This is a genomic window from Stenotrophomonas sp. NPDC077461 (genome assembly GCF_049545475.1).
Lineage (GTDB): Bacteria > Pseudomonadota > Gammaproteobacteria > Xanthomonadales > Xanthomonadaceae > Stenotrophomonas > Stenotrophomonas nematodicola.
In genome coordinates, this window is record NZ_JBMWDO010000001.1 from 225,863 (window position 1) to 239,277 (window position 13,415).

At 68.6% G+C, this 13,415-nt stretch carries 13 protein-coding genes; 1 reads left to right on the top strand and 12 read right to left on the bottom strand.

The features are described 5' to 3' along the window. Positions 1–5: 5 nt before the first annotated feature. From ACPEH8_RS01060 to ACPEH8_RS01085, 6 genes are all read right to left on the bottom strand, one after another. Positions 6–1,196 (bottom strand): 1-deoxy-D-xylulose-5-phosphate reductoisomerase, encoded by a 1,191-nt coding sequence (locus ACPEH8_RS01060; RefSeq protein ID WP_423665833.1) that lies wholly within the window; start codon positions 1,194–1,196, stop codon positions 6–8. Between the two features lie 2 nt (positions 1,197–1,198). Continuing rightward, the gene (locus ACPEH8_RS01065; protein WP_017355312.1) at positions 1,199–2,023 is read right to left on the bottom strand and encodes a phosphatidate cytidylyltransferase; all 825 of its coding nucleotides are present in this window, start codon (positions 2,021–2,023) and stop codon (positions 1,199–1,201) included. Further along, positions 2,020–2,790 carry a polyprenyl diphosphate synthase gene (uppS, locus tag ACPEH8_RS01070; RefSeq protein ID WP_017355311.1) on the bottom strand — a complete coding sequence of 257 codons (771 nt, stop codon included), beginning with the start codon at positions 2,788–2,790 and terminating at the stop codon, positions 2,020–2,022. Before uppS ends, ACPEH8_RS01065 begins: the two co-directional genes overlap by 4 nt. Before the next feature lie 6 nt (positions 2,791–2,796). Further along, entirely contained in the window at positions 2,797–3,354 is a 558-nt protein-coding gene (frr, locus tag ACPEH8_RS01075) for a ribosome recycling factor (protein ID WP_017355310.1), read from the bottom strand. A gap of 138 nt (positions 3,355–3,492) precedes the next feature. Then, positions 3,493–4,224, bottom strand: a complete 732-nt coding sequence (gene pyrH, locus ACPEH8_RS01080) for a UMP kinase (protein WP_017355309.1) — start codon at positions 4,222–4,224, stop codon at positions 3,493–3,495. Between the two features lie 124 nt (positions 4,225–4,348). Continuing rightward, on the bottom strand, positions 4,349–5,848 hold the full coding sequence (locus ACPEH8_RS01085; RefSeq protein WP_017355308.1) for a GGDEF domain-containing protein: 1,500 nt from the start codon (positions 5,846–5,848) through the stop codon (positions 4,349–4,351). 292 nt (positions 5,849–6,140) lie between these two features. On the opposite strand from ACPEH8_RS01085, the gene ACPEH8_RS01090 reads away from it, so the two are divergent. After that, on the top strand, positions 6,141–6,836 hold the full coding sequence (locus tag ACPEH8_RS01090; protein WP_017355307.1) for an AIM24 family protein: 696 nt from the start codon (positions 6,141–6,143) through the stop codon (positions 6,834–6,836). Positions 6,837–6,941: 105 nt separating this feature from the next. Here the strand turns inward: ACPEH8_RS01090 and tsf are convergent, their stop codons facing one another. From tsf to ACPEH8_RS01120, 6 genes are all read right to left on the bottom strand, one after another. Next, positions 6,942–7,820 carry a translation elongation factor Ts gene (gene tsf / locus ACPEH8_RS01095; protein ID WP_017355306.1) on the bottom strand — a complete coding sequence of 293 codons (879 nt, stop codon included), beginning with the start codon at positions 7,818–7,820 and terminating at the stop codon, positions 6,942–6,944. 126 nt (positions 7,821–7,946) lie between these two features. Further along, complete coding sequence (gene rpsB, locus ACPEH8_RS01100; protein WP_017355305.1) at positions 7,947–8,753, bottom strand: 30S ribosomal protein S2; 807 nt, start codon at positions 8,751–8,753, stop codon at positions 7,947–7,949. Between the two features lie 211 nt (positions 8,754–8,964). Then, positions 8,965–9,708: a fimbrial biogenesis chaperone gene (locus tag ACPEH8_RS01105; protein WP_423665835.1), complete on the bottom strand. Its 744-nt coding sequence runs from the start codon at positions 9,706–9,708 to the stop codon at positions 8,965–8,967. After that, entirely contained in the window at positions 9,684–9,965 is a 282-nt protein-coding gene (locus ACPEH8_RS01110; protein ID WP_136004255.1) for a hypothetical protein, read from the bottom strand. The genes ACPEH8_RS01105 and ACPEH8_RS01110 overlap by 25 nt, the downstream gene beginning before the upstream one ends. Positions 9,966–10,036: 71 nt before the next feature. Beyond that, positions 10,037–11,080 carry a Csu type fimbrial protein gene (locus ACPEH8_RS01115; protein ID WP_136004253.1) on the bottom strand — a complete coding sequence of 348 codons (1,044 nt, stop codon included), beginning with the start codon at positions 11,078–11,080 and terminating at the stop codon, positions 10,037–10,039. Next, a complete protein-coding gene (locus ACPEH8_RS01120; RefSeq protein WP_423665837.1) occupies positions 11,077–13,413 on the bottom strand; it encodes a fimbria/pilus outer membrane usher protein in 2,337 nt (778 codons plus the stop codon). Before ACPEH8_RS01120 ends, ACPEH8_RS01115 begins: the two co-directional genes overlap by 4 nt. Positions 13,414–13,415: the final 2 nt, after the last annotated feature.

Below are 13,415 nucleotides of genomic sequence, written 5' to 3' on the forward strand. Positions count from 1 at the left end.
GGCATTCAGGCGGGGTCGATGGCGGCTTCGGTGATCTGGCGGGCACGGCGGTCCGCGCTCAGCAGGACCTCCAGTGTATCGGCGGACTCCACCGACAGTGTTGACAGAGCGTTAGCCACCAGCGCCGGAATGGCAAGGAAAGCGATCCGACCCTGAAGAAACGCTGAAACCGCCACTTCATTGGCCGCATTGAGCACGGCCGGCGCGGTACCGCCGGCGGCCATCGCCTGCCACGCAAGCTTCAGGCAGGGGAAGGCGTCGGTGTCGGGGGCCTCGAAATCCAGCCGTCCCTGGGTCAGCAGGTCCAGCCCGCCGACACCCGAGTCGATCCGGCGGGGCCAGCCCAGGCCGACGGCCAGCGTGGTGCGCATGTCCGGCAGGCCGAGCTGGGCCAGGGTGGACCCATCCACGAACTCGACCAGCGAGTGGACCAGGCTCTGCGGGTGCACCAGCACATCGATGCGCTCGCCGGGCACGTTGAACAGGTGGTGGGCCTCGATCACTTCCAGGCCCTTGTTCATCAACGTCGCCGAATCGACCGAGATCTTCGGCCCCATCGACCATTTCGGGTGCGCCACCGCCTGGGCCGGAGTGACGTCGGCCAGCTCGGCGCGGCGGCGGCCGCGGAACGGGCCACCCGAGGCGGTGAGGATGATGCGGCGGACGCCGGCCCCGTCCAGGCTGGCGTCACAGGAGCGCAGGCACTGGAAAATGGCGCTGTGCTCGCTGTCGATCGGGATGATCTCGGCGCCGGCCGCGGCAGCTTGGCGCATCAGCAGTTCGCCGGCCAGCACCAGCGACTCCTTGTTGGCCAGCAGGATGCGCTTGCCGGCCCGGGCTGCGGCCAGCGTAGACGACAGCCCGGCCGCGCCGACAATGGCCGCCACCAGGGTGTCGCAGGCATCGCTGGCGGCCAGGGCATCCAGTGCGACCGCCCCGGCATGCGCTTCGGTGGCCAGCCCGGCGGCCTGCAGGCCGGCGCGAAGGGCCGGATACAGGGTCGCGTCGGCGATCACCGCGTGATCGGGCCGATGCGCCACGCACAGCGCGACCAGCGCGTCGACCTGACGGCCGGCAGCCAGCACGCTGGCGCGATACCGGTCGGGATGGCGTGCCATCACGTCCAGCGCGGATGCGCCGATCGAACCGGTGGCGCCGAACACGGCGACCTGGCGGGGGGTGTTGACGCTGGTCATGCTCAGAATCCGAAGATTTCCTTGCCGAGGGCGAAGACCGGCAGGGCGGCCAGCACGCCGTCGACGCGGTCCAGCACGCCGCCGTGGCCGGGGATGATGTGGCCGGAGTCCTTGGCGCCGGCGTGGCGCTTGATCAGGCTCTCGAACAGATCGCCCAGCACCGAGGCGAACACGGTGACGACAGCGGTGATGGTCAGGCCCACCAGGTGGCCGCTCTCGACCCCGGCGATGAAACCGAAGCCCAGCGCGACCAGCAGGCCGGCGACCATGCCGCCGCCCAGGCCTTCCCAGGTCTTGTTGGGGCTGATCCGCGGCGCCAGTTTGGTGCGGCCGAAGGTGCGGCCGGCAAAGTAGGCGCCCGAATCGGCTGCCCACACCACCGCCAACGCGGTCAGCAGCCACAGGTGGCCGTTGCTGCCGCTGGCATGGATCAGCACCAGCGAGGCCCAGGCCGGGACGATGGCCAGGGTGCCGGCGAGCAGCTTGAGCGCACGCGCCGGGCTGCTCGGGCTGGCGCCGAAGTTGAAGAAGCGCAGCCATACCAGGGCCAGCACCCACCAGCCGATGCCGATCAGTGCGGCGATCTGGTACAGCACCAGCGAGCCGTCGCCGGCCCACACGATCAGCACCATCAGCACCAGGTTCAGGACCAGCAGCACGGTGCGGGCGAGGGTGTCGTCGACATCGGCCAGCTTCAGCCATTCCCACAGGCCGATCAGGAACACGGCGGCGGCGGCGGCGGCCAGCCACGGGGTCGGCAGCAGCAGGATGGCCGCAATGGCGACCGGCGCCATGATCAGTGCGGCGATGACTCGGGTTCTGGTCATGGGGTCGTGGTCTCGGTGGCCAGGGCGGCGATCTGGGCGCTGGTCAGGCCGAAACGACGTTCACGCGCGGCGTAGGCATCCAGGGCCTGCTGCAGGACGGCGGCATCGAACTCGGGCCACAACACGTCGGTGAACCACAGTTCGGTATAGGCCAGCTGCCACAGCAGGAAATTGCTGATGCGGGTGTCGCCGCCGGTGCGGATGAACAGATCCGGGGGCGGCAGGTCGGCCAGCGCGATGCGGCTGCCGAGCAGGGCTTCGTCGATCTGCTCGGGCAGCAGGCGACCGGCCGCCACTTCGGCGGCAAGGTCGCGCGCGGCCTGCGCGATGTCCTGGCGGCCGCCGTAGCTGGCCGCGATGTTCAGGGTCATCGCGCGGTTGTCGGCGGTGCGTTGTTCGGCCAGCTGCATGCGGCTGACCAGGCCGGCGCCGAAGCGCTGGCGGTCGCCGATGAAGCGTACGCGGACCCCGCGCCGGTGCAGCTCGTCCACTTCGCGATCGAGCGCATTGAGGAACAGCTTCATCAGCGCATCCACTTCCTCCTGCGGCCTCCCCCAGTTCTCACTGGAGAAGGCGAACAGGGTCAGCACGGCGATGCCGCGCTCCAGGCAGAAGTCGATGGTGCGATTGACCGCGCGCGCGCCGGCACGATGGCCGATCACGCGCGGGCGACGACGCTTCTGTGCCCAGCGCCCGTTGCCATCCATGATGATGGCCAGGTGGCGGGGCAGGGGCGCGGCAGTGCCGCTGGACGGGGCTGAGGTCATGGGGGCTCAGACCGCCATCAGTTCCTTTTCTTTCTCTGCCACGACACTGTCGACGTCCTTGATGGACTTGTCGGTCAGCTTCTGGATGTCGTCTTCACCGCGCTTCTTGTCGTCTTCGCTGATCGACTTGTCCTTGAGCAGCGCGGCGATCGCCTTGTTGGCGTCCTGGCGGATGTTGCGGATGGCGATCTTGGCGCCTTCGCCTTCCTTCTGCACCTGCTTGCCCAGCTCCTTGCGGCGCTCCTCGGTCGGCGGCGGCAGGTTCAGGCGGATCACGGTGCCGGCCACGTTCGGGGTCAGGCCGAGGTCGGAGGCGTAGATGGCCTTCTCGACGTCCTTGATCATGCCCTTGTCGAACAGCGTGATGACCAGCGAATGGCCCTCGGAGACGCTGATCGAGGCGACCTGGTTGAGCGGCGTGTCGGTGCCGTAGGCCTTGACGGTGATCCGGTCCAGCAGCGACGGCGATGCGCGGCCGGTGCGGATGGAGGTGAGGGTGTGCTTCAGAGCATCGATGCTCTTTGCCATGCGCGTCTGCGCGTCCTGCTTGATATCGTTGAGCATCGCCCGAATCCTGGATGTAACTGGAATCGGGCGATTATAGGCGAATACGGGCCGATACCGGGCCCATCGGCACCAGTTCCGCGCCGCTGCGTGGGCTGCGGTTGCGGAATCGGTGCCGTTTGCCGGGGGCGGCGGGGGTCAGGCAGCGCTGTCGCGGCCCTGCACCAGGGTGCCGATGTTCTCGCCGTGCAGGATCTTCAGCAGTTCGCCCGGCTGGCCCATGTCGAACACGCGCAGCGGCAGGTCGCTGTCGCGCGCCAGTGCGAAGGCGGCGGTATCCATCACTTCCAGGCCGCGGCGGATCACTTCGTCGTAGCTCAGCGTGTCAAAGCGCACGGCATCGCTGTACTTGTTGGGGTCCTTGTCGTAGACGCCATCGACCTTGGTGGCCTTCAACAGCAGATCCGCGCCGATCTCGATGGCGCGCAGGGCGGCACCGGAGTCGGTGGTGAAGAACGGGCTGCCGACACCGGCGGCGAAGATCACCAGGCGACCCTTTTCCAGGTGCCGGATGGCGCGGCGGCGGATGTAGTCCTCGCACACATCGTTGATCTTGATCGCGCTCATCACGCGCGCCTTGGCGCCGAGCTTTTCCAGCGCATCCTGCATGGCCAGCGCGTTGATCACCGTGGCGAGCATGCCCATCTGGTCGCCGGTGACGCGGTCCATGCCGCCTGCGGCCAGGCCGGCGCCGCGGAAGATGTTGCCGCCGCCGATGACCAGGGCGACTTCAGCCCCGGCCTGCTGGGCCTCGAGCACTTCACGCGCCAGCCGGTGGATCACTTTGGGGTCGATGCCGTAGTCCTCGTCTCCCATCAGCGCCTCCCCGGAAACTTTCAGCAGGATGCGGCGATAGGTGAGATTGGACATGGTGGCCTCTGGATGCGTGGAAAACGCGGGAATTCTACTGGAAGCCGGGCCGCGGAGCAGGATTATTTTGCTGCACTGCGGCGTCCGTGGCGGGACCGCCGGGGGCCTGTCGTCACGGCCCCGTTCAGGCCGGGGCGGAGCTCGGGGAGCGAGCGATGACGCGGTTGCGGCCCAGGTTCTTGGAGCGGTACAGCACGTCGTCGGCGGCCTTCAGCAGGTCCTGAACATCGGCAAAACGCTCGTAACCGCCCTGGGTCGCCACGCCGGCCGAGAAGGTCACGAACAGGGGGCCTCCCTCCAGTTCGGCCATCGGCGTGTTGACGATGTTGGCCAGGACCCGGCGTACCACTTCCAGGGCCACCGGTTCGGTGGTGTTGGGCAGCAGGGCGATGAACTCCTCGCCGCCGAAGCGGGCCACGGTGTCGCTGTTGCGGAGCTGCTCCTGCAGCTTGCTGGCGAACATGCGCAGGACCTGGTCGCCCATCAGGTGGCCGTGGGCATCGTTGATCTTCTTGAAGTCGTCCAGGTCGATGAAGGCCACCGACAGGGGCCAGCCGTGCCGGGTGGCGCGCAGGAACTCCTGTTCCAGCACGGCCTCGAGCTGGCGGCGGTTGAGGACGCCGGTCAGGGCATCGCGATGGGCCTGCTCGGCCAGCCGGTTGGCGCGCGCCTCGAATTCATCGGCGCGCTTGCGGGCCTGGGCGGCGTCCTGCATCTCGCGCAGGTTGCGCAGGGTGGCCAGTTCCTGGGCGTGGTCGATCAGCTGCTGGACGCGCGCCGGGGAGAACAGGGTGGTCTCGAACAGGGCGCCGATGTCCGGCAGCGCTTCGCTGATGCGCGCCAGGACCTGGTCGAACTGGGCGCTGTCCAGCTGCAGCCGGGTATTGACCAGCTGCAGGGCGTGTTCGCGGGCCGCATCGGCGTCGCGGCTCAGCCAGATGTCGGCTACCGCGCCCGAGACGGCGACGCAGGCCTGGAAGGTGTCTTCGGTGGCCTCGGGCTGCTCGCTGCGCGCGATGCTCTCCACCAGGTAGCGCGGCAAGGCCCACGCTTCGGCGATCCAGGCGCCTACGTCGGCATGGCTGCAGGCGAGGTGTTCACGTTCCAGTGCCACCAGCGCGTCGTTGTCGGCGGCCTGGCGGAGCAGGGGCAGATAGCGTTCCGGCTCGGCCTGGGCCAGCGCAAGCACGCCGATGTCCTGCAGCAGGCCGGCCAGCATCAGCTCTTCGGCCTTGCGCAGACCCCGCGCCTGGCCGAGCAGGCTGGCGGCGAGGGCGCTGAGAATGCTGCGTCGCCATGCGCGTTCGCGCAGGTCCTGGCCTTCGCCCGGGCCGGTGAGCCCCTGGGTCACGGTGAAGCCAAGGGCGAGGCTGACGGTGGCGTTGAGGCCGAGCATGGTCAGTGCCTGGCCGAGGTTTTCGATCCGGCGGCGGCTGGCGTACAGCGGCGAGTTGGCGATGCGCAGCATGCGCGCGCTCAACGCCATGTCGATGGCGATGATGTCGGCGGCAGTGGTGATGTCCGCTTCCGGGTCCTGCGCCAGCTCGATGATGCGCAAGGCGATACCGGGTGGCGAGGGCAGGTTGCGGCAGAGCGCCAGGGCGGCTGTCAGCTCGGGAGGCATGGCGGGGCTATTGATGTGTTGTGGCAAGAATACATGGTGTGCGTCACAGATTTGATCGTGGATTCTTGCGTTGTTATGGAAACTGGCGTTGGCAATGGTGCGCCGAGGCGCCATGCAAGGCAAAACCAGTGGGCAGACTGCAGGGGGCAGGCGCGACAGGTTCTTTGGTAACACATCCGCCGACGAATGGGGGAGTGCCGGGTGAGTGGTGGGGGCCTGCGGTTCGAAGGCGTGCGCCGTTGGGGCGGTGGGCGCTACCATTCGCGGTCTCCATCTCAAGGACGTTGTCCCCATGACCGTGAAGTCGCTTCAGGAGTTTCTGTCCACCACGCAGGAAAAGGATGTGAGCGCCGACGCGTTCGAGCTGGAAAGCCCGCGGATGCTGGAGGTGCGTGTCGATGGTCTGGTGTGGGCCAAGGCGGGGTCGATGGTGGCGCGCAAGGGCGGGGTGAAGTTCACCCGCCAGGGCATCCTGGAGCAGGGGCTGGGCACGCTGCTGAAGAAGATGGTCAGCGGCGAAGGCCTGCAACTGATGAAGGTGGAAGGGCAGGGGCGGGTGTACCTGGCCGATGCGGGCAAGAAGGTGACGCTGCTGCGGTTGGCGGGCGAGTCGATCTTCGTCAACGGCAACGATGTGCTGGCCTTCGAAACCGGGATCGAGTCGAAGATCACGATGATGAAGAAAGTGGCGGGGATGCTGTCCGGCGGGCTGTTCAACATCAGGTTGAGCGGGCACGGCATCGTGGCCGTGACGTCGCACTACGAGCCGATGACGCTGCGGGTGACGGCGCAGGGCGGGCCGGTGTTCACCGATCCGAACGCGACGGTGGCGTGGTCGGGTTCGCTGTCGCCGGAGGTGGTGGCGGATGTGTCGCTGGGCACGCTGGTCGGTCGCGGCTCGGGCGAGAGTCTGCAGATGAAGTTCGCCGGCGAAGGCTGGGTGGTGGTGCAGCCCTACGAAGAAGTGTCGTTCCAGTCCAAGGGCTGAGGGGCGCTGCAACGTCAACGGCGGCGATGTCACGCGCAGAGGCGTGGAGCAAAAAAAAGCCCGGCGTCAGCCGGGCTTTTTCGTTATCGCGCTGGAGGCGATGGATCAGGCCAGACCGGCCTGCTTCATCACTTCGGCCGCGTAGTCTTCCACGACCTTCTCGATGCCTTCGCCAACGGCCAGGCGCTTGAAGCCGACCACGTCGCCGCCGGCCGCCTTCAGCACCTGCTCGACCGACTGGTTGGTGTCCAGCACGTACGGCTGGCCGTACAGGGTCACTTCGTTGACGATCTTGGCGATCTTGCCGCTGATGATCTTTTCCAGGATGTCGGCCGGCTTGGACTTGTCCTTGTCGGACATCTTGGCCAGTTCGATTTCCTTTTCCTTCGCCACGAAGTCGGCCGGCACATCGGCCGCCTTGTTGTGCGGCGGGTTCATGGCAGCCACGTGCATGGCCAGGCCACGGGCCAGCTCGGCGTCGCCGCCGGCCAGTTCAACCAGCACACCGATGCGGCCGCCGTGCACGTAGGCAGCGACGTTGTTGGTCGATTCCAGACGCACGATGCGACGCACGTCGACCTTCTCGCCGACCTTGGCGATGACGGCGGCGCGGGCTTCTTCGATGGTCTCGCCGGTCGGCAGCTTGGCGGCCTTCAGCGCGTCGATGTCGGCAGCGCCCGAGCTCAGGGCGGTGGCGGCAACGGCCTTGGAGAAGTCCAGGAAGTTGCTGTCCTTGGCGACGAAGTCGGTTTCGGAATTGATCTCGACCAGCACGGCCTTGTTGCCGTCCTGGGCGGCAACGATGATGCCTTCGGCAGCAACGCGGTCAGCCTTCTTGTCGGCCTTGGCCAGGCCCGACTTGCGCAGCCATTCGGCCGAGGCGTCGATGTCGCCGCCATTTTCGGTGAGTGCCTTCTTGCACTCCATCATGCCGGCGCCGGTGCGCTCGCGCAGTTCCTTGACCAGGGAAGCAGTGATTTCCACGGGATTTCCTCACGAAAGAAAGGGGTTGGGCCGGCATGGTGGCCGGCCCGTGTGACAGTGTCCTGTCGTCGCGCCGTCGGCAGCGGACAGGATCGGTGGGCGCGTGGCGCCCACCAGGGGCCTGGATCAGGCCTGGGCTTCGCCCTTGTCGGCAGCGGCCTTCTTGGCCGGAGCGCGACGAGCCGGCTTGCCTTCTTCGGCGGCCGCGGCTTCGGCGAACTCTTCTTCACGGACGGTGGCGGCGTGCGGCGCAGCAGCCTTGCCTTCCAGCACGGCGTCGGCAGCGGCGCGGGCGTACAGCTGCACAGCGCGGATGGCGTCGTCGTTGCCCGGGATCGCGTAGTCGACCAGTTCCGGGTTGTAGTTGGTGTCGACGACAGCGATCACCGGGATGCCGAGCTTCTTGGCTTCCTTGATGGCGATGTCTTCGTGGCCGATGTCGATGACGAAGATCGCGTCCGGCAGACGGTTCATGTCCTTGATGCCGCCCAGCGAGGCTTCCAGCTTGTCACGCTCGCGACGCAGGCCCAGCACTTCGTGCTTGACCAGCTTGTCGAAGCTGCCGTCGGTTTCGCCGGCTTCCAGTTCCTTCAGGCGGGCAACCGACTGCTTGACGGTACGGAAGTTGGTCAGGGTGCCGCCCAGCCAACGCTGGTTCATGAACGGCATGCCGCAACGCTCGGCTTCTTCGCGGATCGACTCGCGGGCGCTGCGCTTGGTGCCCAGGAACAGGATGGTGCCGCGCTTCTGGGCAATGCTGGAAATGAAGTTCATCGCGTCATTGAAGAGCGGAACGGTCTTTTCCAGGTTGATGATGTGGATCTTGCCGCGGGCGCCGAAGATGTACTGGCCCATCTTGGGGTTCCAGTAACGGGTCTGGTGGCCGAAGTGGACGCCGGCTTCCAGCATCTGACGCATGGTGACCTGGGGCATTGCAATACTCCTGAGTGGGAACCGGCCGCCACGGGTAATAGATGGGCGGTCCGCCGTGAGGCGGGTGGTTCCGGGGTTGGGCTTCCCGGTCGTCTCCGTGGCCGAACTCCTTGCGGAGCACCCCGGCACGGATGGGGACGACAGGTGTGGATTCACCGGTGACGTCCGGTGTGGACGGTTTTCACGCGAAGAGCGCGGGAAATCCCGTCGATTATAGCCTGGCTGCGGCGGCCGGCGCAATTGGCGGGGTGGCCGGGGCCAGATCGGCCTGGGCGGCATCGTCCAGGCGGGCCTGGAAACGGCCGCGGTGGTAGCCGTCCGCCCGGGCCGGCAGGGACCATTGGCGCATCCGGCCCGGCAGGACGTAGCCGGCCAGGCCGGGGATCAGCGGGTGGCGCCGGCCGTGGTGGTCCACGAAGGCCAGGTCGGCCAGGCGGACATGGCGAGGGCCGTCATTGTAGAGCCGAAGGGACGGGCCGGGCAGGGCGTCGCCGAGCTGCACGGTCAGGGCGGGCGGACCTGCCGCGTCGCCGTCCGGGGCCAGGAACACCGGCAGCGAGACCTGCAGGGGCGGGCTGTCCGGCCCTGCGCGGAGCAGCAGCCGGTAGCTGCGCTCCTGCGCCAGCGGGCCGCTGTCCAGCCGCACCACGCGCAGCCGCTGCCGGCCGCCCGGGGCAATGGTGAGCCGGGTCGGGCTCAAGGCCACGTCATCGGCCGGGGTCAGCAGCTCCCGGTCGGGCGTCTGCTCCCAGCGATACAGCCGTGCGTGGCCCGTCCATGCGCCCGGGTGGGTATTGTGCAGCCAGAGTTCGCCGTCGGCGCTGCCGGTGGGGAGGGTGACCTGCAGCGGCGCGATCTCCAGCGCCTGGCCCGCTGCGACGCCGGGCAGCAGCCCTGCCAGCACGGCAAGCAGCGCCGCCTGCGGCGCGATCAGAAGATGAAGGTGGGAGGCCATGCGCGCTCCGGGCCGGGCGGTGCCGTTTCATCGGCCGGGGCCAGTGCCTGCACCTGCGCAGGTGGCGGGGTGCCATCATCGCTGCGCTGGTGGGCCGCCTGACAGGCGTCCGTCGCCGGGCCGGACGGCAGACGGCATGCCTCGACGACCCGCAGGGTGATGCGCAGGGGCGTGGCGGGGGCGCACAAGGCCGCGGGGACGGCCAGGCTGGCGAGCAGGCTCAGCGCCAGCAGCGGGACGGAACGGCGGCGGATCATCCACGTCGACAACAGGGAGGGCGACGGGGTTATCGGCGTTGTGGCGCCATGCTTGAGGGAACGCCACCGGCCTAGAACGTGATGGTGACCTGGACGCGGTCGTTGTAGCTGCCTTCGGCCACCGCACCGACCGTGGCCGGTGCGCGGCCGTACACGGTGATCGGCTGCGCGCTGCCGGTGCCGGTCTGGGCAAGGGTGTCCACGTTCTGTGTAGTGCCCCAGCGCAGGGTGCGCGCGCTGTCGCGGTACAGCTCATAGGGAATGGTGTAGGCGGCGTTGGTGACGTGCCGCATCCGCCGCACGCTGGTGCCACCGGCATACAGGCCGTTGTCCAGCGCGACCGTGAACGGCGTGCGCTTCAGGCAGGTGGTGGTGATGGTGGAGGTCTGGTCGATCGCGCTGGCGATGCTGCCGGCGCGGCTGCCGAAGTCCATGTCGGTGGCGACCGTGGCGCTGCATTGCGCGAGCACGTTGGCGGTCACGGTGAACGGGAAGGCGTCGGTGGCGGTCTTGTGCCCGGTGGTGCCGGCGGTGCAGGTCGCCGGGGTGGTCGAGCCGCCCAGGAGAACTTCGTTGTAGGCGTATTCCAGGGTGACCGCGCTGCCGGAAAAACTGCTGGTGTAGCTGCCGAAGGCCAGCGCCTGGTTGGCCGGGATCTGGCCGTAGAGGGTCAATGTGACTTCGCCATTGCCACCCAGGACAGGCACCGGGTACTTCAGATCGACGACCTGCGCCGGGGGCGTTCCGCCCGGCAGCAGTCCCCACGGGATGGTGCGCGCGGCATTGGTGTAGAGCTGGAACGACATGGTGTCGCCGAAGGTGTTGGTCATGCCGCGGAACGGGGACAGGGTGGTGCCCGTGCTGCCGGTTCCGATGCCGACACAGACCCGGACCGACGCGTCGGCGAGCAGGGACAGGCCGACGGTGCTGCACTGGATCTTGAACGACACCATCACATTGGTCGGCGCCGCTGCACCATTGGTGATGGTGCCGAAGGCGAGCGCGCCCGGGGCGGTCGCGGTGCAGGTGGTGGCTGCCCGCGCAGGCGCCGGTACCAGCCACAGGCACGCCAGCAGCGCCGCCAGCGGCAGTCCGCTGTGCCAGGCGCTGCTCATGGGGGCACCGGCAGGCAGCGCAGCGGGCCGATGCGCAGGGGCGTGCCGTCGGCCGTGCCGACCACCGCGACCTCGACCTCGCAGCGGCCGGTCTCTGTCTCCACGCGCAGGCGGCTCTGCGCAGGCAGATCGTCGAGGTAGGCCTCGCCGTCATAGCCCACGATGGTCCGGCGGCCATCGGGCAGGTGCACGCGGCTGCCCGGGGGCAGGGCCAGGCCCAGCGGATCGTGCAGTACCACGGTGGCCTGGCGGGTGCGCCGCAGCCCGAAGGCAACGCCCAGTCCGGCGTTCTGGCGCGGCGTCACCCAGGTGTCCACCCGGTCGGCGCGCATCTCGGCCGGCAGGTCGAGGGTGTCGATGGAGAGGCGGTTGCGCTGCCAGGACAGCAGCGGGGTGACCAGCAGCAGGCCGTTGGCATCGGTCACCCCGATCAGTCGGTTCTCCAGGCGCACCGGGATGCCGCCGATACCATCGGTGGAAACCACCGCGAACGCATCCGGCACTTCGCGTGCGGCAAAGGCATGGCCCCCCATCCAGACCAGGCTGCCGGCGGCATTGGCATAAGCGAAGTTGGCATCGCCCTGGCGCGAGGCGCCGAGTGCGTAGCGGCCGACCCGGTTCAGCCAGCCCAGTTCGGCCAGTCCGCCGGCACCACCGTCGCCATCGCGGGCCTGCAGCCGCCAGCCGAACCCACCCTGGCTGCCGTCCCCCGGAACCGGTTGCGAGACATCCACGGCATACAGACGGCGGTCGCCGTTGCGCTGGGCCGACACGCTGCTCTGTCGGTTGCGGCCCAGGCTGGCCGACACCGACAGGTAGACGCTGCGGTCGTCACGGTCGGACAGGTCCTGGTTGAAGGACAGGTAGGCAGACCAGCGCGCCGAGAAGGTCTTGTTCCAGAACAGGCTGGCGTAGCGGTTGTCGTCACCGTCGGGATAGGACAACCGCAGGTAGCTTGCGCTGATCGCGCCGGCGCGGCCCAGGGTCAGGCCCAGGGTGAGCTGGTCGGTGACATCGGGGGGCAGGGCCTCCTGCAGGGCGCCCAGGTCGCGGTAGTCGCCGTGGGTGCGGCGGGTGGCGGCATTGACGTTGACGCGCCGGTTGTTCCAGCTGTAGCCCAGCGCCCACTGGCCACCCTCGCGACCGTTCACACGGCTGCCGGCATACGCTGCGTTGAACACGCCGCCGGGGCCCAGCAGCCACCAGCCGCCGGCGCCGGCGTTGGCCACGCCGCCACCGCCTTCGGCGTGGGCCTCGGCGGTGAAGCGGTTGCTGACACCGTGGCGCCAGGTGCCGCTGACCAGCACCGGGGTGTCGTAGGCGAAGGAGTGGACACCGTATTCGCGGCGCATCCGGCCCACGCCCAGTGACCAGTCGGTGAGGCCTTTGGCGAGCAGCTGCTGGGCGCCGTAGAAGGCGAAGTCCACGGTCTGCATGCGCCCGTAGGCGTCGGTGATCACCACCTGCGCGTTGCCGGCCCCGCTGATGCCGGGCTGGGCGGCGAGCTGGAACGGCCCCACCGGGACCTCGCCGTTGTACTGACGCAGTCCGTCCACGTACAGCTCCACGCTGGAGGGCACCACCGCCTCGCCAAGGAAGGTGGGCGTGGGGGTGAGCACACGGTAGGGCTGCAGTCCGTAGTTGCGGCCGATCTGCACGCCGCCCATGCGTACCGGGCGGCTCCAGTCGACGAACCCGCTGAAGAAGTCGCCCACGGTCAAGGTCGTGGCGCTGTCGGGGAAGTCCAGTTCCCAGCGGCTGTCCAGACGGACGCTTTCGCCGCGCCAGTGGCCACTGCGGCCTTCCTGGTAGGTGCGCAGCAACTGGGTGCTTTCCAGCACGCCACGGCCGAGGCCGAACACGCGCCACTGGGTGGTGAGGGCCAGGTTGCCCGCATCCTGGTTGTGGCTGGCATACACGTCGTAATTGAGCAGGGCGCCCGGCGACGCGCTGGCCACCGGCGTGGGCGCTGCCGGGCGTTCCAGCAGGGTGGTGGGCAGGGTCAGCTGCGACAGCGGCGCGTCCAGCGCCAAGGTCTGCAGCGCAGCGTCGTAGCGCACCACAACGCCGCCCAGGGCATCCAGTGGCAGCGGGGCCTCACCCCGCACGCTGAAACCGAGCTGGCGCAGGGTGGCGGCCGGGGCCATCAGGCGGCCGGCGTCCAGCGAGAACGGCAGCAGACCGCGTGGACTGCGATTGAGGGTCACATCCAGATACAGCGTCTGCGTTGCCGTCAACGGCGTGGGTGCCGGCAGCAGGGCGTCGCCGGACGCGCCGATATCGGCCTCCGCCGCGCTCGCGGCCGGGGGCAACAGGCTTGCAGCCAGCGCCATCC

Excerpts from the sequence above, each read along its gene's own strand:
- ACPEH8_RS01110 (WP_136004255.1), bottom strand. The coding sequence starts at position 9,965 with ATGATCCGCCGCCGTTCCGTCCCGCTGCTGGCGCTGAGCCTGCTCGCC.
- uppS (WP_017355311.1), bottom strand. The coding sequence starts at position 2,790 with ATGACCTCAGCCCCGTCCAGCGGCACTGCCGCGCCCCTGCCCCGCCAC.
- ACPEH8_RS01060 (WP_423665833.1), bottom strand. The coding sequence starts at position 1,196 with ATGACCAGCGTCAACACCCCCCGCCAGGTCGCCGTGTTCGGCGCCACC.
- ACPEH8_RS01105 (WP_423665835.1), bottom strand. The coding sequence starts at position 9,708 with ATGGCCTCCCACCTTCATCTTCTGATCGCGCCGCAGGCGGCGCTGCTT.
- ACPEH8_RS01120 (WP_423665837.1), bottom strand. The coding sequence starts at position 13,413 with ATGGCGCTGGCTGCAAGCCTGTTGCCCCCGGCCGCGAGCGCGGCGGAG.
- ACPEH8_RS01065 (WP_017355312.1), bottom strand. The coding sequence starts at position 2,023 with ATGACCAGAACCCGAGTCATCGCCGCACTGATCATGGCGCCGGTCGCC.
- ACPEH8_RS01115 (WP_136004253.1), bottom strand. The coding sequence starts at position 11,080 with ATGAGCAGCGCCTGGCACAGCGGACTGCCGCTGGCGGCGCTGCTGGCG.
- ACPEH8_RS01090 (WP_017355307.1), top strand. The coding sequence starts at position 6,141 with ATGACCGTGAAGTCGCTTCAGGAGTTTCTGTCCACCACGCAGGAAAAG.
- ACPEH8_RS01085 (WP_017355308.1), bottom strand. The coding sequence starts at position 5,848 with ATGCCTCCCGAGCTGACAGCCGCCCTGGCGCTCTGCCGCAACCTGCCC.
- rpsB (WP_017355305.1), bottom strand. The coding sequence starts at position 8,753 with ATGCCCCAGGTCACCATGCGTCAGATGCTGGAAGCCGGCGTCCACTTC.
- pyrH (WP_017355309.1), bottom strand. The coding sequence starts at position 4,224 with ATGTCCAATCTCACCTATCGCCGCATCCTGCTGAAAGTTTCCGGGGAG.
- frr (WP_017355310.1), bottom strand. The coding sequence starts at position 3,354 with ATGCTCAACGATATCAAGCAGGACGCGCAGACGCGCATGGCAAAGAGC.